Source organism: Nitrospina sp. 32_T5 (genome assembly GCF_052156635.1).
In the GTDB taxonomy this organism is placed as follows: Bacteria; Nitrospinota; Nitrospinia; order Nitrospinales; family Nitrospinaceae; genus Nitrospina.
Window position 1 is genome coordinate 507347 of sequence record NZ_JBQKUO010000003.1, and the last position, 20347, is coordinate 527693.

Here is a 20347-nt window from a genome sequence, read left to right on the forward strand (position 1 = left end):
ACCCTGATGCGTTCGCATGCCCTCTTCCCCTTCCCCATTGCCTTTCCGTCATTTCGCGTTATTCTAAACATTCATGTTTTTCTGCAGGAAACCACGAACCACGAAAAGTAACAGGAGACCATGCGCGCCCTGATCATCGGCACCGGGTCGATCGGTACCCGGCATGTGGAGAACATCCGCGAACTGTTTCCGGAAACGGAGTTTGTATTTCTGCGGCGGGAAGCGGTGCGCGATGCCCTGGCGGATGCCTGCCAGGCGGAAGTCGTCGCCAATTTTTACGAAACCCTGAAGCCGCGTCCGGATTTCGCCGTGGTCGCCACCCCCTCCGGCCTGCACATGGACGCCATCACCCCACTGATCGAGGCGGCGATTCCGTTCTACCTGGAAAAGCCCGCCGTCACCAGGCAGTCGGACGTCGATGCCCTGCGCCGCCTGCTGAAGGAAAACAAGTTCAGCGGACCCACGTTTGTCGGTTGCAACCTGCGGTTCCTGGAATCCATCGTGCGCATCCGCGATATATTGAAAGAAGGTTCGCTGGGTACCGTGGTGCGGGCGCAGTTGACGGTCGGCCAATGGCTCCCGGACTGGCGCAAGGCCCAGGACTACCGGCAGAGTTACAGCGCGCGGAGCGACCTGGGAGGCGGGGTGATATTCGACCTCATTCACGAATTCGACCTGGCGCGCTATTGGTTCGGTGAATTCGAACACGTCACCGGCCATTCCGGGAAATTCAGCATGCTCGATATCGATGCGGAAGACACCGCCACAATTCTGCTCAAAAAGAAAGAAGGTCCGCCGCTGGTGACGATCAACATGGATTACGTGTCCCGCCAGCCCGTGCGGCGGTACGAACTGGTGGGCGACCGCGCGACCCTGGCTTGGGATCTGGGAGAACGGACCCTGAAAAAAATCGGTGCGCGTGAAACCGAGATCATCGATTGCGGCGATTCCGGTTTTGACATGGTTGATTCCTACAGAACGGCGATGCGGCATTTCATCCAGTGCGTCGAGACCCTGCAACCGACCTGCCTGGACGTTGCCGACGGATTGAAAACCACCGAACTGGCCCTCAAAGCCAGGCTGGGAGTGGGCTTGTGACCACCATCGCCACCATCTGCGCCCGCGGCGGTTCCAAAGGGGTGCCCGGAAAAAACATCCGGCCCGTCCTCGGCCGGCCGCTGATCGAATACACCATCGAGCAGGCGAAAGCGTGCACGTTGATCGACCGGGTCTACGTGTCCACGGAAGACGAAGAGATCGCCGAAGTGGCGCGCCGGGCGGGAGCAGAAGTACCGTTTCTGCGTCCGGCGGAACTCGCCACCGACAATGCGGCCAAGATTCCCGTCATCCAGCACCTGGTGGACGGCGTTTCCAGAATGGGCGTGGACGTTCGCACCATTGTCGATCTCGATCCCACCTCCCCCCTGCGCGAGGTGGCAGACATCGAAGCCTGCATCGCCCTGCTGGATGATGAAACCGATGTGGTCATCACCGGGTACGAGGCGGAAAAAAATCCCTACTTCAATATGGTCGAGCAGCAGGCGGACGGTTATTATAAACTGGTAAAGACCCCCGACGGAGCGCTGGCAACCCGGCAGACCGCACCGAAAGTGTTTGCCATGAACGCTTCGATTTACGTCTGGCACCGAAACACCTTGTCCAAAGGGTTGTGGGAAGGCCGCGCCCGGCTGCATGCCATGCCGCGCGAAAGATCGATCGACATCGATGCGCCCATCGACCTCAAGCTCGTTGAACTTTTGATGCAGGAAAAACGTGAAACATCCTGATCCCAATTTTTCCCTGGATGGCAAAACGATTCTTCTTACCGGAGGCGCGGGCATACTGGGAAGCCGGTTTTCGCTGGCCCTGGCCGGGAGGGGAGCCCGCGTGGCGGTGGTGGACCGCAATGCGGAAAAAGCGGACGAGGTGACCGCCGCAGTGAATGCCGTCCATCCGGATGCGGCGCGTGCGTATCCCGCCGACATCACCAACAAGGACGCGCTGGTGTCGCTCAACCACAAGATCGAAGCGGAGTTCGGTCTGGTTGACGTGCTCATCAACAACGCCGCCTTCAAGAGCCCCAACTTCTTCGAGCCCTTCGAGACGTTTCCGCTGGAAGACTGGAACCAGGTGATGGAAGTCAACACCACCGGCGTCATGCTGGGGTGCCAGGTGTTCGGGTCCGCCATGGCCGAACGCGGGAGCGGCAGCATCATCAACACGCTTTCCATATACGGCATCACCGCACCGGACCAGCGCATTTACGAAGGCTCGGAATACGAAGGCCGCGCCATCAACACCCCGGCGGTGTACAGCACCAGCAAGGCAGCGGTGTGGGGCCTCACTAAATACCTCGCCGCCTACTGGGGCGGCAAGGGCGTGCGGGTGAACGCCGTCACCCCCGGCGGCGTATTCAGCGGGCAAAACGATACGTTCGTTCAGCGCTACAGCCAGAAGGTCCCGATGGAGCGCATGGCCGAGCCGGACGAGATGTGCGGGGCGGTGCTGTTTCTCGCATCGGATGCCTCGTCCTACATGACGGGACAGAACCTGGTGGTCGATGGCGGGTGGACGGTATGGTAAAAAACAAGCGTTGCTTCATCATCGCCGAAGCGGGAGTCAATCACAATGGAGAGGAACGGCTCGCCTTCCAGCTCATCGATGCCGCCGCCGATGCCGGGGCCGATGCTGTCAAATTCCAGACCTTCCGCGCCGACAAGCTGGCCACCCCTTCCGCCAAAACCACCGGCTACCAGAAGCACCTGACCGGCCAGGACAGCCAGTACGAGATGCTCAAGAAACTCGAGCTCTCCACGCAAATGCACCAGCAGCTCAAGGCCTACAGCGAAAAACGGAAACTCGAGTTCATGTCCACGCCGTTCGATCATGAATCGGTGGATTTCCTGATGAAGCTCGGCATGAAACGGTTCAAGGTGCCTTCGGGTGAAATCACCAACCTGCCGTTTCTGGAGCACATCGCGTCGAAGGGCCTGCCCGTCATCCTGTCCACAGGCATGGCGACACTGGAAGAGGTGCATGACGCGGTGGAAACCATTCGCAGCACCCGCGCCCGTTCGGGATTCCCGGAACCGCTGGCGGAGATGCTCACCATCCTGCACTGCACGTCCAATTACCCCGCCGCGTTCTCCGACGTCCACCTGAACGCGATGGTGACGCTGAACGCGGAACTCAGCCTGCCCGTCGGGTATTCCGACCACACCGTGGGCACCCTGCTCGCTCCGGTGGCGGTGAGCATGGGAGCGACCATAATCGAAAAGCATTTTACACTGGACCGCCATCTGCCCGGACCCGATCACGCCGCGTCGCTGGAGCCGGACGAATTGAAGGAACTCGTACACCACATCCGCTCCATCGAAGAAGCGCTGGGCTCCAAACTCAAACAACCGACTGAATCCGAATTGCCTGTACGCGACGTGGTGCGGAAGAGCGTCACCCTGTCGCGTGCGCTCAGGGCGGGGACCGTCCTCACCCGGGACGACCTGGTGCTGCTGCGGCCGGGCACCGGGATTCCTCCAAGGGACATGAACAAGGTGATCGGCAAAAAACTTCTGCTGGACTGCCCGGCCTTCCACACTCTGTACTGGCCGGACCTCGAGCCATGAGGAAAATTCTCTACGTCACGGGCACCCGCGCCGATTTCGGCCTTCTTCGCTCCACCCTGGAGAGCGTTCATCGCGATCCGGACCTCGACCTCGCGCTGTGCGTCACCGGCATGCACCTGTCCGAACACTATGGAAACACGGTGACGGAAATCGAGTCCAGCGGCCTGCGCATCGCCGCACGCGTGCCGGTGGACCTGGATGAAACGTCCGGAGCCAGCATGGCCCGTGCCCTGGGATCGGAACTCATCGGCATGGTGGATGCGTTTGAATTCGAGCGGCCGGATGCGGTGCTGGTGCTGGGCGACCGCGGGGAACAGCTGGCCGGCGCACTGGCAGCGGTCCACCTCAATCTTCCCGTTGTCCACCTGCACGGCGGCGAGCGGTCGGGAACGGTGGACGAACCGGTGCGCCATGCGATTTCCAAACTGGCGCATTACCACTTCGCCGCCACGGAAACGTCTTTCGATAGACTGGTGAAAATGGGGGAACGCAGGGACCGTATCTTCATCACCGGGGCACCCGGACTCGACGGCCTGAAAGAACTGGCCCGGCACACCCGCAAAGACTTGTGCACGGCGGAAAACCTGGACCCCGCCCAGCCCGTCGCGCTGGTCCTGTTTCACTCCGTCGTTCAGGAAATCGACAGCATGGCCCGGCAGACGGTTCACCTGATGGAAGCGCTGGTGGAAAACGGTGTTCAGGCGGTGATCCTGCTGCCCAACGCCGATGCGGGAGGCAACCATATTCGCGGTGTCATCGAGCAGTACCGCAACCAAAAGGAGTTCCGCGTGCGGGTGCACATGCCGCGCGAGGAGTTTGTATCGTGGCTGGCGTGCGCCGATACCATGGCGGGCAACTCCAGCAGCGGCATCATCGAGGCGGCGAGTTTTGGACTGCCCGTGGTGAACATCGGCACCCGGCAGTCGGACCGCGAACGCAATGCCAACGTGATCGACGTCCCCGCCGAAAAAGAAGCGATTTCCGACGGACTCCGCCGCGCGCTGGAATCGGATTTCTCCGGCATCGAAAACGTGTACGGGAAAGGCGACGCCGGGAAACGCATTGTCGAACTGCTCAAAACCATTCCCCTCGATCCCGCCATCCTGCAAAAATCCAACACCTATTAACCTGTCCGGATCAGGAAGAAGCGCTCACCCCCGGGGCGGTGTCCTTCATGGCCGCGCGAACCCCAGGCAAACGGATTCCACTCAGCCACCACAGCAGTCCCGCTCCGCCCAACAGACCTGTCACGATGTGCAGGATAACGAGGGTGGGGTACAGGGACCAAAACTCGAATTCCACCGTGTGTTGCCCGGCCGGAACGGGCACCACCTGGAAATTGGGAGACACGCGCGTGATGGGAACCGCGTTGCCGTCCACGGTCGCGGTCCAGCCGGGATGATAATTTTCCATCCGCAGCAGGTAGGCGTCGGAAGGCAGGTCGAGGTCCACCGTGACCCGGTTGGAACCGGGATTGTGACGCTGGATCAGCGTGCCGCCTTTTTCCACCACAGGCTGGCTTGCCTTCACACCGCTCTCCGCCAGTTGCACGCTGGAGAAAAGGGAAATGTGGGCGGCGTCGATCACCAGTTTGAAAAACGGCTGGGTGACCGGTTGCCCCAGCGCGAACGTATAATAGTGATGGGTCTTGTCCGGAACAGCCTCTTCCAGCTTGAGTTCCTGAACAAACTGCCACGAGCGGCCGTTTTCACTTTGCCACACTTCCACGCTCCCGCCTTTCCAGGAACCCAGCCACGGCCAGGATTTGATCTCCAGGCGGTCCGGAGAGAATCCCTCCTCGAGAGAAAATGAAAACCAGACCTGCTGTGTTTTTGCATTCCCCGCTTCCCCGGTCTTCTCCGGCATTCCACTCATGCCGGTGACCTGCATCAACGGCCGGTCCAAATTCAGAATTCTTTTCAAAGCGGGAAGCACCAATGCCTCCGGATCGGCATGGTTTCCGGCGGGAAGCGCGTAGAACAAATTCCCCTCCGCCTGTTTGAGCTCAAGGTTTTTATGATAGAAGGGATTGGCGTAAGCAATCTCTTCATCGAGGAATCGCTGGCGCAACAGGAACCAGGTCAGGTCCTTTTGCAGCCAGAGCATGGTGTCGGGAAACTTGTTCGCCCAGACGGCTTCCTTGTTGTACGTGGATTTCATATATTGCGGGACGGGAATACTCTCTTCCGGCCGGACCTGCCAGGTTGCAGGATACACAATGGGGTCCATCCTGTACTGGCGGGGATAATCGAATTTGCCCCAGAACGGGCTTTGGGGAAGCGGGTGTTTGCGCGTGACGTCGATCAGGTCATACGCGTGAAACGCCAGCAGGACCGCGAGGCATGCGACAGGAGCCCCTGCCTTCGGGATCCACCGGCTGGCGGCAAAAAGAATCAGCACCATGCCCGCCAGCATGAATTTCATCTGAAGGTTCCAGGTCCACTCGTCCCAGAAGAGGCCCGCCCAGAACACCGCTCCCAGCATCACCGCCAGGATTTTCCTGAGCGGCGTGGCCCCGCTGCTCTTAAGAGACAGCAAACCCGCCAGCGAAACCGTCAGCAGGAAAAAAGCCGCGAGGCGCGCAAACATGAAGGTGTGCCTCAGGGTGTCCCCCAGCGGCAGGAAACCCCGCAACCATTCCCACAGGGGCAGACCGAAAATATCCTTCGCGGAAATCACCACCAGAAACAGGGACAGGATCATGAACAGGCGGTTTCCTCCGACAATCAGCGACGCCACCACGGCAATGCAGGGAATCAGGCCGATGTAGTAAGCGCTGTGCAGGTCCGTCATGCTGGTCATGCGTGGATGGATCAACATGCTGTAAGCGTGCCAGGGCACCGACACCCCCTTTTGGTGCGTGTAATCGGTCGTCTTGGCATCGTTGGTGGAATAGCCCCGGGTGGGGGAGGCGTAATCCTGGATCTCGGCGTAATTGAAAAACATCGGGCCGGCCGTCGCGGCCATCAGCAGCAACGCCGGCGGGATCACCCACAGCTGCTTTCGCAGCGTCTGTCCCAAAGAACGCACCTCGGCGCGTACGGACACGTCTTCCCGCAGCCCCGCCGCCAGCCAGGCCGCAAGCAAAAACATCAATAACGTGTACGCCATGTAAGTCGGAATGTAATAGTTGACCGACATCCCCAGGAAAACCGCAAACAGGAGAAGCGGCGGCCACGTGCGTTCCCGGTAATACTTGATGAGAAAGAACAGCATGTAGGGAAGAAAGCTCAGAACGTAAATCACCACGCCCTGTCCGAGTTCCACAAAGAACAAACCGCCGAACAGCAGGGTTGTCATTCCAAGCAGGCAGACCCAGCTGTCCCGGTACAGCAGCCGGAACAGCAAAAGCGCCCCGGTGCAGATGTTGAGGTGCCCGAACGTCCAGATCAGCTTGAAGTTCTGCGTGGAATCGAACGGCAGGCCCAGCGATTTGAACAGCCAGGCGAAAAAGACCGAGGGAAGGGAAGAAAGGACATTGTGGTACAGCGCAAACGGCTGGCCCGCGCCGATAAAAGGGTTCCATCCCAGAGGTTCGCCGCTGTACACCCATTGCTGAATGATGGCCGACCAGCCTTCCAGGTTCCACGCGGTGTCGTGGTAGGTCATCCGGGTTCCGGCCACGATGTCCCAGTGAAGCCACAGGAACAGAATATAAAACGACAGAACGATGGGGGTGAGGCGGCGGGTTTGCGGCCAGGCGAGGACGGGACTCAACACCATGAACAGGATCACGCCCAGGGCCAGGAAAATTTCAAAATCGGGGGAACTCAAACGGTCTCCTCTTGATTGAAATCCGTATGCGCACCGTTTCTATTAATGTAATGGGGGAATGACAAAATGAAAAGAACTAAGAGGAACGGACTTTTGCAAAGCTGGAACTATGAACTGGATTCCCCGCGGTATTGATCGATGCGGTCGCACACGTGCTCGGCGAAAGGAAAGGCGCAGGTGAATCCGGGAGAGACGGCGTTGAGGATGTGAAGCGAGCGGGCGTCGCCCTCCAGCAGGAAATCCATCACCAGAGAGGGTCCCCGCAGGTCCACCAGTTGCGCCCGGATGCCGGGTGCGCCCCAGTTTTTGTACTGTCCCGGCCGCACACCGCGCGCCATGCGCGCCGCCTGGCGAACCATGTACGGGGCGTACTGTTTTTTCATTTCCTCCAGCGCCAGCCGGCGAAAATCGAAATCCGAGTGCAGGGCCAGGCTCAACTGGCGCAGGCAGATGTCCGCCATTTCCCGCAATTTGAAATTTTTGAATCCACCGTAATGTTCCCGCCAGAATGCGGGGATGGCCGTCGGCCCGATCTTGGCGCGTCCGTCCACCGTCACCGTGAAATGAACTCCGAGGAACGGTTGCTTCAAATCCGGCACCGGATAGATGTGAGTTTGAAGCGCGCCTGCCGGTTCGCTGGAATAAAGGTACAATCCCTTGAAAGGCAGGATGCGGTAATGCTGCGAGAACCCGAACTGCTGGGCCACGGAATCCGCTTGCAACCCGGCGCTGTTGACGACGTAACCGCACTCGATGGATTCCTTCTCCGTGATCACCACCCCGTTTCGCCATTCGGCGAAGCCTTCGCCCAGGCGCAATTCGATGCCGGCGTCGATCACTTCCCGCTCCAGCGCGTCGATCACTTCCGAAGGGTCGACCGTGGACGTAGTCGGTGAAAACAGGGCGCGTCCGCAGGTTCGCACGCGCGGCTCGATTTTTTTCGCCGCGTCTTCCGTCACCGGCTCCAGTTGAACGCCATTCACCCTGGCGCGGCGCAACAATTCCTCCAGACCTTCCAGTTCGGATTCGTTTTTGGCAACGACCAGCTTGCCGCATTTGCGGATGGCAAGCCCGTGCTCCTCGCAGAATTCGGTCAGGCGGCGGTTGCCATCGCGGGTGAAGCGGGCCTTCAGGCTGTCGGCGGTGTAATAAAAACCCGCGTGCAGCACCCCGCTGTTGCGGGTGCTCGCGTGTGCCCCGCACCGCGTTTCCTTTTCCAGCACGACAACCCGCGCCGCGGGAAACCGCCGCTTCAGTTCGCGCGCCACCGACAGGCCTATGACGCCGCCTCCAATCACCACGTAATCCGCAGTCATGAGTTCCCCGCGAAAAAATGAGAGGGGACCGGTTCGCTTCCAATACCACTCGGCGAAACGGGCGCACCATCGTATCCAAAACAATCCATGCTGGCAAAGGAATTCCCCCGCACCCGTTTCAATTCCAATTGATCCCCTATGGCAATTGCGTTATTTTTGTCAGGGATCATCCCGCTCGTTTCATAAAGCAGCGAGCCGCCAACCCCGGCCCGGGTCCGCAAGGCGCCCTCATCCCTTTCCCCCGACTCCATGGCCCGATCGACAGACATTCTGGACCGGATCCACATCGCGGGCTTTTTTCTCTTTCTCCTCTTCTCACCGTTTTCCATATCGCTGACCACCATCGCATTGTTCATCGGTTTCCCGGCCTGGGTTTTGCGCCATGCCCTTTCTCAGAGCTGGAATGAAATGCGGTTTCCCCTGGCGGTGCCGTTCCTTCTGTTCATCGCCGCATCCACGATTGCCATTTTCACCGCGCATGCTCCGGCGGTGAGCGCGGTGCAGGCGAAAAAGTTCGGCGAGCCCCTGATCGTTTTCTGGACGCTGAACACCCTGCTTTCCACCGCACCGCAAAGAGTACTTGCCGACCTCGCATCCTGGTTGCGCAGGCGCAATACCGAAAGCCGTCTGGCGACCCGCGTATCGAAATGGGCATCGCTGGATTCTCCCACACTGTGCGTCATTGTGCTGGGTCTGGCGGCGGCGGTGTCCGGCCTGGTCGGGTATTACCAGCACTTTGTTGCTGTGGATGTGTACGGCCCGCGCGCACGGGGTCCGTTCGGCTCCGTCAACACCTACGCCCAGATGATGATGTTGAGCGGGCTCCTCCTCGCTTCGCGGGAATTGTTCCTGAAGGACCGGCGCGTCGCGGCAGAGGTCGCTTTGGTTTGCGTCGTCGGGGGCCTGGTGTGGACGCTCTCGCGCGGGGCGTGGATGGGATTTCTAATCGGGTTCTGTTTTCTGTTGTTTATCCGCAACCGCCGCATCTTTTTTGGCCTGGTCGGTGCCACGGTGGTGATCGTGGCTCTCCTGCCCGGACCGATGCAACGCAGTCTCTTGAATTACGAACTGGATGCCGAACGCAACCTGTTCCTGTTCGACCAGAGCATGCAGGATCGCGTTGACATCTGGCGCGCGTCGGTCGAAATCTTCCAGGATCACCCGCTGACCGGTTGCGGATTCCGTTGCAGTGTGGAGATAACGGAACACTACCCGCACCACCCCATACTGAAACGTTTTCGTGCCGCACACAGCAACGTGCTTCAACTGATGGTGGAAACCGGTGCGATCGGCCTCATTGCGTGGCTGGCTATCTGGTTTTTTTATTTCAAGTATGCGTTTCAGGGGTTCGGCCAGGTGTGGCGAAACCCGGCGCCGGCCTGGCCGCGGCTGGGAGGGATTGCGGCGGTGCTGGCTTTTCACACCTACGGGCTTGTAGAATCCAATTTCTTTGACTCGGAAGTCGCCATGCTGACCTATTTCATGATGGGTCTCAGCCTCGCCGCTCCCGCGGCCAGCAGAGATCCTGGAAAAACCGGATGATCAGCGACTGAATTCCATCTTCATTTTCCGGCTCATTTCACGTGTGAGGGGAAATACCTTGGCCGGTATGCCGGAAGCCATGCATTGCGGAGGAATGTCCTGGGTCAAGGTTGTGTGTTCAAGAATGTAGCAATCGTCCCCGATATTGACTCCAGGATGGATCACCGAATGGGAGCCGATGATCACCCGGTTGCCGATGACCGTGCCGACGTCTCCCATGAACTTGCGGGGAACTTCCTCCGTCCGCCGCCCGAAGCTCAGCACCACCTCCTCGCCCAGCACCACCTGGTTGCCGATGATGACATCGTGGGGGACGTAGGACCGCGCGCCGATTTTCACGCGGTCGCCGATCTGCACGTGGCCTTCGATGATGACCCCATTGTCAAGTTTCACATCATTTCCCAACCGCGTGTTGCCCCGCACCACCACGCCCTTTCCGGCATGGAAGTTGTCGCCAATCACCACGTCCCCGTAAATCAGGCTCATGGAGCGGATCACCGCGTTGTCGCCGATGCGCGCTTTCAGACAATGATCCCGGTACTGGAAACCGAGGCGGACGCGATCCTCGATCAGGCAGTTGCTGCCCAGGGTGGCAAAATGTTCCATATTCGAAAATGAATGTATGGCGCTCTCCGCCGGTACCGGTCCTTCATTCCGGTACGATGCAGACCCTTGCCGGGTGGTTCCGGCAATCCAAATGTCTGTTTACTTGGTTGGGGTTTCCTTTTATGCTGACCGCATGCGGCCCCACGATTCCGCTCCGCCGGTGCGGATACAACTTGCGACGGAAACATGGACCTGACGTTCATCATTGTAACCTACAATCATGGTGACTGTCTGGACAAATGCCTGCAATCGATTCAGGATTCCGTAAAGGACGCGCATCATGAAGTCCTGGTGGTGAACAACGCGCGGCAGGATCGTTTGGACGACTTTGAAACCCGGTTTCCGAATGTCCGTGTGACCACCAACCGGAAAAACATCGGCTTCGCCCGCGCCTGCAACCAGGCCGCACGGGAAGCCCGGGGCGGACTGCTGGTTTTCCTGAACCCGGATGCCCGGCTGCACGAAGGGGCGGTGGACGCATTGCGGAATCAACTGGAATCGGATCCGGGTATCGGGATCGTCGGCCCGAAAGTGCTCAATCCGGATGGAACCGTGCAGGCATCCTGCAGGCGGTTTCCACGACTGTGGACGGGCCTGTTTCATCGACGTTCGTTGCTCAGCCTGTGGTTTCCCGGAAATCGTTTCACGCGCGAATACCTGATGCTGGACTTCGATCATGCGACCACGCGCGACGTCGACTGGGTGTCGGGATGCTGCATGATGATTGCCCGGGATCGATTCCGGGAACTGGGTGGATTTGACGAGCGGTATTTTCTGTTTCACGAAGATGTGGATTTGTGCCGCACGGCATGGCAGGCCGGGTACCGGGTGGTGTACCATCCGGAAGCGGTCGTCACCCACGACATCGGGGCCGGCAACCGCAACCTGCCTGCCCTGGTGATCGTCAGGCGCCACCGCGGCATGGCGCACTACTGGAAAAAACACATGCGGCCCAACCCGGTGGTTTACGGGCTGGTGAGCATGGCGATCGGTCTGCGCTGCCTTCTGCAGCTGATGGGTACAAGGTGGAAGTGATGTCCATCAACTCTCCCATTTCACTGGGAACACACCTGATGGCGTTTGCCGGAACGCTGGGCGCGTCCCTGTTTCTCACCTGGTGGGTGACGCGGTTCTTGAAAGGCACGCATCCCCTCGCAAAGTTCCTCCTCATCCATTCCCGCGCCCACAAAGACAAGGAAGAAGTCAGCCCCTTTGGCGGCCTGGCGGTGATCGCCTCTTTCCTTTTCGTTCTGTGGTCGTGTTTTTATCTCGGGGCCCTGCACAATCACTACATGACTTCGTTTCTCCTGCTGACCGTAGGAGTGCTGGCGATGATTCTCCTGGGGTTTGTGGACGACCTGGTGAACCTCAAAGCGCGGTTCAAACTCTGCGTTCAGGTTCTCATCGCCCTGTTCCTGGTGCTCAACGGGATGGCGGCCAACCAGGTCGGGGTTTTGGACTGGGCCTGGCTGGGTGCCGGGTGGACGCTGTTGTGGATCGCGGGCATCGCCAACGGCTTCAACCTGGTGGACGGACAGGACGGCCTGTCCGGCGGGCTGGCCTTTCTCACCTGCGTGTTTGCGGCGATGGTGTTCTGGGACCGGGGCATATTTGAAGCGTCATTTCTGGCCGCGACACTGGCAGGCAGCGTGCTCGGGTTCCTGTTCTTCAATTTCCCGCCCGCAAAAATTTACCTTGGCAACACCGGCAGCCTTCCCCTCGGCCTTCTGGTATCTCTCGTTTTCGTCAGTGTCTGGATGCGGGGTTTTCAGGACGAAGTGTATTTCATCCTGCCCATTTCCATGCTGGTGGTGCCGATCAGCGATACGGTGTTCGCGTTTTTCCGGCGTATTTTCAAAGGCGAGAGTCCCTTCGCACGCGACGCAGACCACCTGCACCATCGCCTTGTGAAACTGGGCTTCACCGACCGCCAGTCCATCTCCATCCTGTTCGGGGTGACGCTGTATTTCGATCTGATCACCCTGATTTATACCAGCAACATCGACCGCATCCCATTTTTCACGCTTCTTTTCCTGCTGTTTCTGGTATTGAACGTCAGCCTCCTTATCCTGACGCTGATCCATTTTGAATACACCCGGAACGGCGACCGCCTGTTCATGCGGTGGCTGGTGCCCAGTCCCTACCCGTTGATCGGGTGCCTGGTGGCGTTGAACGTCGGGTTCATTTTCGGGACCTGGTGAGGGTTTCTATAAACCGAGATTGACTTGAGGAGGCCATGGCAAACTGGTACATGCTCACCCTGGTGGGACGCGACGGGCCGGGCATCGTCGCCCCCGTAAGCCGGGTTTTGTATGAAATTTGAGGTTAGCCTGTGTCCAGTCCATGGTTACACATGCAAAAAGGATTTTTAAGGAACGTCGTTTCCTAAGCAGTTGACTCACTTCCTAATTTGGCACCTTTCGAATCTGACGGCATAACCAATGAAAACTAAAGGGCTTACACACAAACAAAAACGATTTATTGAAGAATACTTGATAGATTTGAATGCGACTCAGGCAGCCATCAGAGCCGGATATTCCCGGAAAACGGCCAATGTTCAAGGGTCACAAAACTTAACAAAACTTAGTATTCAGGCGGAAATTCAAAGGGGGCTGGATGAGCGCTCTAAACGATTGGAAACGCGCCGCGAACGACTTCTCAATGAGCTTGCCAGCATAGCTTTCACAAACATCTCGGATGTTTGCACTTGGGGACCAGAGGGCATTCACCTAAAACCTATGGAAGAACTGACTCCGGAACAAAAAGTGGGTATTTCTCAAATCACTTTTTCGTTCGATAAAAATGGCAAGGTGATTGGCGTTAAAATGCACAATAAACTTCGGGCTCTACATTTATTGGCAAAACATATGGGTATTTACCCCAAAACCCGAAAGCATCTTAGGCGTTAATTTTTCAATGCATTAACCTGACAACCATCCCGTTTTTCGTCTTTATGTTTTCAGTATCCAAAAGTTGCTTTAAATTCATATTAATTCTTAAATCAGTTATGAAATGGACGCACTCAAAAGGCGTTGATACATTCCGGTCAAGTAAATTTCGAAAACCGCGGGCTTTCTTCATTTACAAAACCCCGGTTGAAGGAGCCTGGCAATGAAAAACTGGTACATGCTCACCCTGGTGGGACGCGACGGACCGGGCATCGTCGCCGCCGTCAGCCGGGTTTTGTGCGAAAACGGCGGCAACATCGGCGAGGCCAGCATGGCGCGGCTCGGCGGCAACTTTTCCATGATGCTCATGGTGCGGTGCCCGCTGGAGCTGAACGAACTGGAAGCGCGCCTTCAACCCGCAGTCGAACCGTGGAACCTGATGGTGCACCTCGATGCCATCGACGCCGACCTGCACCATCACGTCGAGCCGGATGTGAAGATCAGCATATACGGGGCGGATCGTGTGGGGATCGTCGCCGCCGCGACGGGTGCCCTGGCGGAGGCGGGGCTCAACATCCTCAACCTCGAAACCGACGTCGGCGGCACCGAAGCGGAACCCATCTTCATCATGCACATCGAGGGGGTGGCGGAACGCGGCCTGCCGCCGCTGGAGGCCGCCTGCAAAACCTTGTCCCGCGACCAGCAGGTGGAAACGCACCTGTCACCGATCGACACATTGATGGGGTGACGATGGCGGTCCTGCAAGTCCTCACCTATCCCAACCCCCTGCTCAAGCAGATTTCCAATCCGGTGGCGGAAGTGAACGACGAGGTGCGCGCGTTCATCCGCGACCTGGAAGAGACCATGCGCGCCGGTCCTCCCTCGGTGGGCATCGCCGCGCCACAGGTGGGTCGCTTGGAACGCATCGTGCTCATCGACGTGTCGGTGAAACCCGGCATCCGGCACCACGGCCGGGTGGTTCTGATCAATCCGGAGGTCCTGCAGCAATCCGGAAAAACCAAGGGGCGCGAGGGGTGCCTATCGGTTCCCGATTTCATCGGCAACGTGGTGCGCGCCAGGAAGGTCACCATCCGCGCCCTGGACGAGGCGGGAGAAGAGCGGGTGTACGAGATGGAAGGCTACGAGGCCCGCGCAGCACAACACGAGATCGATCACCTTGATGGCAAACTGTTTCTCGACCGCCTCGTCAGCCGCCGCCACGACCTGGCGCAACGTAGATCTTAAAAAAGAAGAAAATTTATTAAAAAAGTGGATCAGCCTAAAATCTAAAAAGTTTGTGGTTGTTACTTTAAATTATCGAATTAACCACAATGACAATTGATTGAGGCTCAAATAATTAGGCTTACACGTTGTCAATCACAATAAAAACATTTAAAATCTCAATTAAATAATAGACTTCTCTTCTTGGGGAATTTAAAACCTTTAACGTTAGTACAACCGTTTGTCAATTTACATTGCGAATTCCCTTTAAATTTGCATTTTGTAAAATTGAGTTAATAAGAGTAGCAAAGGTCCGAAGTGGAAATTGTATTCCAAAATCCCACCATAAATAACCCTTTGGTCAGTTTCATTCTTCTTGATTGGACCTGTCGGGAAAGTTTTCATTTTCTTCATTACATTAACAACCAGACGGTTGCCCGGCCGAAATATGAAGTAATCTGGATCGAATATTACACCCGCCGCCCCCAAGAGCTTAAAAAGCAGTTGGAAAAATCATTGAACGCCAAAAACCATCCCCTGATGGATCAGTGGATTGTGTTGGATATACCTGAAGATGTTTATTATCACAAACACTTGATGTACAACATCGGTATTGCACTAGCTCATGGAGACATCGTCACAATTTGCGATTCCGATGCAATCGTCCAAAACGATTTTGTGGAAACCATCATTGGTGAGTTCGACAAAAATCCCAAAATTGCATTGCATATGGATGAAGTTCGTAATAACGACCGCAAGTTTTACCCATTCAATTATCCACCACTAAAAGAGGTGTTGGGGAAAGGAGCAATCAATTATAAAGACGGCACAACCACTGGCTTGCTCGACAAAAAGGATCCCCTGCACACCCGAAATTATGGCGCGTGCATGTCCGCAAAACGTGAAGATCTTATCGCTATCGGTGGCGCAGATGAACACATCGACTATTTAGGGCATGTATGCGGCCCTTACGAGCTCACCTTCCGACTACAAAATTTCAAACGGAAAGAAATCTGGCACCCCAGTCACCTGCTGTATCATGTCTGGCATCCGGGCCAGGCTGGGGATAATAATTATGTAGGGCCACATGACGGCAAGCATATGTCAACCACCGCTCTGGAAGCTCTGACCTCAGGACGTGTTTTTCCTTATCAAGAGAACCGGGCTATTAAATCAGCGCGGACAGGAGAAATCAAAACCCCAGAGGAATTTCGGAAACTGCTAATTGACCCGCATTATCTTAAAGTATGGTCTCAATCCAACCTGGCTCAATCCGAGAGCTTCACATTCTGGAAGCAAGCTGAATTGCTAGAATCCATTAAAGACTACAACCTAGTTTCTTACGACAATGAGTATTTTGGCATCCCGCAGCGGCTTGGCCCAGTCGATTTCAGTTGTGAGGATCAGAAAATTCAACCAGGTATCATAAAAGGAAAGTCTTTGGATGAGGTCAAAAAGGCCCTCAAGAAAGTGCACATCCAGCGAAGGAAAGAGCAGTTTTGTTTATTAGATTTGTCAAAACATCAACAAAAATTTTGGGAATTTCCGGAGTTGATTGGCCGGTTCCATAATTACAATATCTTCGGTTATCAAAGCGAATTATATGGTCTCCCCCAATATCTCAGGATTCCCCTAAAAGAATTTGTATCTTTTAAAAGTAATAAAGACGCGGTTTCTGCCAACGACTTGAATTCCCTAAAAACCAAAATTCAAAAAGCCAGGGCTTTTCGGGCCACCGTTCGGTATCCCTTCCTATTTAAGCTGCTCGGCCCTGATTTGTATATTCGTCTTTCAGATCTAAAAGCGAAATTGAGGCCCAAAGAATTTCTACCCTCTAGACAAAACCACTTGGTAGAGAGTCATGGTCATCTTAACATTCTAGAGCACGATGGTTTTTATTTCGCTGTCCCGCAATACCTCGGCGCCATTGATTTATGTGATCCCCGGCACCGCAACCATCCTGAAATTTTAATCGGACCTAGCGTTGATCAATTGAAATCGGAAATCAACCGATCCCAAGATAGCTAAAAGTCTCTTCACTAAATTTTAAAAATCCCTACAATTTGGTGGATACAAGAGTATTTAATATAGTCGCCCTGGTGTTAGAAAGGCTTTCCGGAAGAACCAAAAGAACGGATTTTTAATTAAAATTTGTTTGCGATCAATTTTCCGTTTCACTTCATGAACGTTGGGCGCCCATACCAAACCGAGCCAATTGAATCTTTCCCTGCATACCAAATGATAGGTGTTCATCGGACCCAAGCACAGCGGCAAACCGTAATACTGGCCTAACCAGCGAACAATGTTATAGCTTTTGTATTCCTCCAGAACAGCGTCATCCCTCAAATATTTGTGTTCATGTAAAACCATGTCGCTGTAAAAATTTTCATGCTGATCCAGATCCAGCTCTCCCGCTTTAATGCAGAATATAAAATATTCGCAGCCGTGACAAACCTCTGTCCGATGCTGAATGTGTTCTCGAATATTACGCGCCCTCTTGCCAAACCAGATATCCACCAACTGTTCTTCATAAATATTTCCGACAACAAACTGGCTGCATAATTGGACATCGCCGTTGTGCAAAATACGTAAAGCTTTGAAGGGCGACCGACATGCCACAGACATGCCTGGATAGGATCCACTCTGAAAATAATTTCGCACATCGAACGGCAAGCGGGCCCCGGGGTGGACTGAACGCACACAACCACCCTTGAACAATTCCGGATGGTCTCGGCGTAACGAAAAATCGTGATTAAGCGCAGCCCCACTTAATGTTATTCTGTATTTGTTTTTAATGATCATCGCCGCCGCCCTTTCCACCTTCTCGATCACCGTTTCCATATTTGGACTCAACGACTCCCCACGCAGTAACGAATTGTCGTCCCGTAACACCATTGCAATCAGGCCCAGATGATCCATACCCATCCCTTCCCAAAATGCCACTGCCTCTTCCAGCTCATCCAGATTGCTGCGCATCAGCGTGTAATTGACCGCGAAGTACGCGTCGGGATTGGTCACCGCCTGCTTGAACGCGCCAATACGCGCGAGGGTCGTCTCGTAATCCGCGCGGCGGCGAATGCGTTCGTACGTTTCTTTACGGATGCCATCGAAGGAGATCACCACGCTGCGCCAGTCCGCGTCGCAAAGGCGGTCGATCACCCGCGGCGTGAACAGCGTGCCATTGGTGATGAGGTCGAGTTTCATATTGAGCGCACACAGGCCTTCGATGATGTCCGCAAACTGCGGGTGCGCCATCGGTTCGTAATTGTAGCCAAACGACACCCATCGGCCTTCTAGTCCGCGGAGGTTTTTGATAAAATTGGGTTCCAGTCGCGCCTCCGATAACTGTTGGTAACTAACATGGCACTGAATGCAACGAAGATTACAAGTATAGGTCGGTTCGATCTCGATGAACTCCGGCAGGGCGAGCTCGGTAAGTGGGGCGTGAGCAAAAAGTTTGGGACTTTCTGGTGCATCGACAAAATCCATAGAGTTGCCGGAACCCGCCATCCTTGCCGCTAGTTCACGTCCGCGCAGCAATTCCGCTTCAATTTCATTGCGCGACGGACCAGCATCGACCAACTCCAACGCTTTTTCAAAATGCTCGATAGCTCGGGCAGCATTACCCATTTTTTGGTAACACCATCCCAGCAAACGATGGGCCTCCCGATAAGATCCCTCCCGGCTTGGTAAAGCCAGGTCAAAAATTCCCAGAGCTAATTCGATAGCTCGGCCCAATTCGTTAGGATCCTCATCCTGGCAGGCGAAATGGTAGGAACACCATGCAAGACCCCGCAAGATTTCTTGTTCAGAGTAGGGATCTTCTAGATCAGGGTGTTGCAGAGCAAGCTCCCAGTCTTTTTGTGCAGCTTTAAAATCTTGATTTTGAAAGTTTATCCAACCATGAACACGCAAGGATAATGGGTGGTGGGGGTTGCGACCCAAAACCTCTTCCAGTCGTTTATTTGCTTCCCATAGATTGCCAGATAGAAATAAAGCATGGCCTAAATGGCCCAGGACATCAAGGCTTTGAGGAGACTCTTCCGCCGCCAGTTCCAAATTGTTTACTGCTTCTATATAACGACCAAACTTTAAGGCATTTAAACCTAAAGCAAGCGGACTTTGGTCAAAACTGTTCACAACCCACCATCGAAAAATGAAACCACGCTCTACCTTTTTTGGACAAGAATAAAAGTGGACAAATTTAATTATATTTCAATAAGATACTGGAAACCCTTCACCTTTTTTCAAAATACGAATTAAGCCTCCTACTTCTCAATGTTTCTCCAAGATCCAGAGGGCCTAACAGAGCAAGTTATAAAAATAAAAACCCCGATTAAGATTTAAACCCAGAATAATCGAATTCCTATCCACTTTATTTTCCATATGGTTATAGGTTTTGCACCTTGCACTGATCCCTTATGTTTAATACTATTCATATCAAATTCATAAATATAGAGTTTACGAATTATCTAATGTTAACTTTTTTTGACAATTTTACTCCCTTCTAGAGCAAAAGGTCACCATGCCCCCAAATGGAACACTTCTTTAATATGAACGCCTTAATTTCCACATTAACTTCCTTTAGAAATTTATTTATCAAAATCTATACCCATAGGGAAGTTATTAAAAGCATGGTGGGTCAAGAGCTAAAAGATCGGTATATAAATACAATAGGAGGGTTGGTCTGGGCCTTGATTCATCCTTTTCTTGTTGTTTTTACTTACTGGTTTGTATTTTCCGTGGGATTTCGTGTGACGGTCCCAGGAGATGTACCATTTATTGTTGTTTTTTTATGTGGTTTCATCCCGTGGATGATTTTTAGCGAATCCCTCTCAGCAAATACAAATATTTTATTGACCCAGTCCCACCTTATTACAAAAACTGTTTTCCCAACCGAGATCCTTCCACTTATTCCCCTCTTATTATCATTAGTAAGTCATTTTGTCCTTCTACTGTTTTTTCTAATGATCATGATCATATCGGGTATTAATTTTTCCATATACAATTTTCAATTTATTTACTATCTATTTGCATTATCTATTTTTCTAATTGGATTAAGTTGGTTACTTTCGTCTATTAATATTTTTTTTAGAGATTTAGGGCAAATTGTAAAAGCAATTCTTCCATTATGGTTTTGGCTAACTCCAATTGTCTGGATGAAAAGCATGATTCCAGAGAAATACCATTTATTTATCGATCTCAATCCACTTTTTTACATTGTGGAGGGATATAGGCAATCTTTTATTTATCATGCACCCTTTTGGCAAGATTTAAGACTAGGGGCTTATTTTTGGAGCTGCACCTTATTTATTTTCCTCTTAGGGGGACTGATCTTCAAAAAATTAAAGCCTGAATTTCCAGAGGTCTTATAGAC

Annotated in this window: 17 protein-coding genes; 13 read left to right on the top strand and 4 right to left on the bottom strand. The window is 54.3% G+C overall.

The window, feature by feature from the left end:
- Positions 1-120: 120 nt before the first annotated feature.
- Genes ACTRW9_RS10645 through neuC form a run of 5 tightly spaced genes read left to right on the top strand, consistent with a single transcriptional unit; the run spans position 121 to position 4750 of the window.
- Positions 121-1098 (top strand): Gfo/Idh/MocA family protein, encoded by a 978-nt coding sequence (locus ACTRW9_RS10645; protein ID WP_442429316.1) that lies wholly within the window; start codon positions 121-123, stop codon positions 1096-1098.
- A complete protein-coding gene (locus ACTRW9_RS10650; RefSeq protein WP_442429317.1) occupies positions 1095-1787 on the top strand; it encodes an acylneuraminate cytidylyltransferase family protein in 693 nt (230 codons plus the stop codon). Before ACTRW9_RS10645 ends, ACTRW9_RS10650 begins: the two co-directional genes overlap by 4 nt.
- On the top strand, positions 1774-2583 hold the full coding sequence (locus ACTRW9_RS10655; RefSeq protein WP_442429318.1) for an SDR family oxidoreductase: 810 nt from the start codon (positions 1774-1776) through the stop codon (positions 2581-2583). The genes ACTRW9_RS10650 and ACTRW9_RS10655 overlap by 14 nt, the downstream gene beginning before the upstream one ends.
- The gene (gene neuB, locus ACTRW9_RS10660; protein WP_442429319.1) at positions 2577-3623 is read left to right on the top strand and encodes an N-acetylneuraminate synthase; all 1047 of its coding nucleotides are present in this window, start codon (positions 2577-2579) and stop codon (positions 3621-3623) included. The genes ACTRW9_RS10655 and neuB overlap by 7 nt, the downstream gene beginning before the upstream one ends.
- On the top strand, positions 3620-4750 hold the full coding sequence (neuC, locus tag ACTRW9_RS10665; protein ID WP_442429320.1) for a UDP-N-acetylglucosamine 2-epimerase: 1131 nt from the start codon (positions 3620-3622) through the stop codon (positions 4748-4750). The genes neuB and neuC overlap by 4 nt, the downstream gene beginning before the upstream one ends.
- Before the next feature lie 10 nt (positions 4751-4760).
- Here neuC and ACTRW9_RS10670 read toward each other — a convergent pair whose 3' ends face one another.
- Entirely contained in the window at positions 4761-7397 is a 2637-nt protein-coding gene (locus ACTRW9_RS10670) for a YfhO family protein (protein WP_442429321.1), read from the bottom strand.
- 107 nt (positions 7398-7504) lie between these two features.
- Complete coding sequence (gene lhgO, locus ACTRW9_RS10675; RefSeq protein WP_442429322.1) at positions 7505-8713, bottom strand: L-2-hydroxyglutarate oxidase; 1209 nt, start codon at positions 8711-8713, stop codon at positions 7505-7507.
- A gap of 249 nt (positions 8714-8962) precedes the next feature.
- On the opposite strand from lhgO, the gene ACTRW9_RS10680 reads away from it, so the two are divergent.
- On the top strand, positions 8963-10255 hold the full coding sequence (locus ACTRW9_RS10680) for an O-antigen ligase family protein (RefSeq protein WP_442429323.1): 1293 nt from the start codon (positions 8963-8965) through the stop codon (positions 10253-10255).
- On the opposite strand, the gene ACTRW9_RS10685 is transcribed toward ACTRW9_RS10680, so the two are convergent.
- Positions 10256-10861 (bottom strand): DapH/DapD/GlmU-related protein, encoded by a 606-nt coding sequence (locus ACTRW9_RS10685; RefSeq protein ID WP_442429324.1) that lies wholly within the window; start codon positions 10859-10861, stop codon positions 10256-10258.
- Positions 10862-11047: 186 nt separating this feature from the next.
- Here ACTRW9_RS10685 and ACTRW9_RS10690 point away from each other — a divergent pair, with 186 nt between their 5' ends.
- From ACTRW9_RS10690 to ACTRW9_RS10715, 6 genes are all read left to right on the top strand, one after another.
- A complete protein-coding gene (locus ACTRW9_RS10690) occupies positions 11048-11896 on the top strand; it encodes a glycosyltransferase family 2 protein (protein WP_442429325.1) in 849 nt (282 codons plus the stop codon).
- Complete coding sequence (locus tag ACTRW9_RS10695) at positions 11896-13062, top strand: glycosyltransferase family 4 protein (protein WP_442429326.1); 1167 nt, start codon at positions 11896-11898, stop codon at positions 13060-13062. The genes ACTRW9_RS10690 and ACTRW9_RS10695 overlap by 1 nt, the downstream gene beginning before the upstream one ends.
- A gap of 240 nt (positions 13063-13302) precedes the next feature.
- Positions 13303-13770, top strand: coding sequence for a terminase small subunit (locus ACTRW9_RS10700; RefSeq protein WP_442429327.1), 468 nt, complete (start codon positions 13303-13305; stop codon positions 13768-13770).
- Positions 13771-13972: 202 nt separating this feature from the next.
- Positions 13973-14497, top strand: coding sequence for a glycine cleavage system protein R (locus ACTRW9_RS10705; RefSeq protein WP_442429328.1), 525 nt, complete (start codon positions 13973-13975; stop codon positions 14495-14497).
- A gap of 2 nt (positions 14498-14499) precedes the next feature.
- Complete coding sequence (gene def, locus ACTRW9_RS10710) at positions 14500-14994, top strand: peptide deformylase (protein WP_442429329.1); 495 nt, start codon at positions 14500-14502, stop codon at positions 14992-14994.
- A 294-nt stretch (positions 14995-15288) separates the two neighbouring features.
- Positions 15289-16998: a glycosyltransferase gene (locus ACTRW9_RS10715; RefSeq protein WP_442429330.1), complete on the top strand. Its 1710-nt coding sequence runs from the start codon at positions 15289-15291 to the stop codon at positions 16996-16998.
- A 54-nt stretch (positions 16999-17052) separates the two neighbouring features.
- On the opposite strand, the gene ACTRW9_RS10720 is transcribed toward ACTRW9_RS10715, so the two are convergent.
- Positions 17053-19110: a radical SAM protein gene (locus ACTRW9_RS10720; protein WP_442429331.1), complete on the bottom strand. Its 2058-nt coding sequence runs from the start codon at positions 19108-19110 to the stop codon at positions 17053-17055.
- A 413-nt stretch (positions 19111-19523) separates the two neighbouring features.
- Between ACTRW9_RS10720 and ACTRW9_RS10725 the strand changes: the two genes are divergently transcribed.
- Positions 19524-20345 carry an ABC transporter permease gene (locus ACTRW9_RS10725; protein ID WP_442429332.1) on the top strand — a complete coding sequence of 274 codons (822 nt, stop codon included), beginning with the start codon at positions 19524-19526 and terminating at the stop codon, positions 20343-20345.
- The last annotated feature ends 2 nt before the right edge of the window (positions 20346-20347 follow it).

Excerpts from the sequence above, each read along its gene's own strand:
- ACTRW9_RS10645 (WP_442429316.1), top strand. The coding sequence starts at position 121 with ATGCGCGCCCTGATCATCGGCACCGGGTCGATCGGTACCCGGCATGTG.
- neuB (WP_442429319.1), top strand. The coding sequence starts at position 2,577 with ATGGTAAAAAACAAGCGTTGCTTCATCATCGCCGAAGCGGGAGTCAAT.
- neuC (WP_442429320.1), top strand. The coding sequence starts at position 3,620 with ATGAGGAAAATTCTCTACGTCACGGGCACCCGCGCCGATTTCGGCCTT.
- lhgO (WP_442429322.1), bottom strand. The coding sequence starts at position 8,713 with ATGACTGCGGATTACGTGGTGATTGGAGGCGGCGTCATAGGCCTGTCG.
- ACTRW9_RS10680 (WP_442429323.1), top strand. The coding sequence starts at position 8,963 with ATGGCCCGATCGACAGACATTCTGGACCGGATCCACATCGCGGGCTTT.
- ACTRW9_RS10685 (WP_442429324.1), bottom strand. The coding sequence starts at position 10,861 with ATGGAACATTTTGCCACCCTGGGCAGCAACTGCCTGATCGAGGATCGC.
- ACTRW9_RS10690 (WP_442429325.1), top strand. The coding sequence starts at position 11,048 with ATGGACCTGACGTTCATCATTGTAACCTACAATCATGGTGACTGTCTG.
- ACTRW9_RS10695 (WP_442429326.1), top strand. The coding sequence starts at position 11,896 with ATGTCCATCAACTCTCCCATTTCACTGGGAACACACCTGATGGCGTTT.
- ACTRW9_RS10700 (WP_442429327.1), top strand. The coding sequence starts at position 13,303 with ATGAAAACTAAAGGGCTTACACACAAACAAAAACGATTTATTGAAGAA.
- ACTRW9_RS10705 (WP_442429328.1), top strand. The coding sequence starts at position 13,973 with ATGAAAAACTGGTACATGCTCACCCTGGTGGGACGCGACGGACCGGGC.
- def (WP_442429329.1), top strand. The coding sequence starts at position 14,500 with ATGGCGGTCCTGCAAGTCCTCACCTATCCCAACCCCCTGCTCAAGCAG.
- ACTRW9_RS10725 (WP_442429332.1), top strand. The coding sequence starts at position 19,524 with ATGAACGCCTTAATTTCCACATTAACTTCCTTTAGAAATTTATTTATC.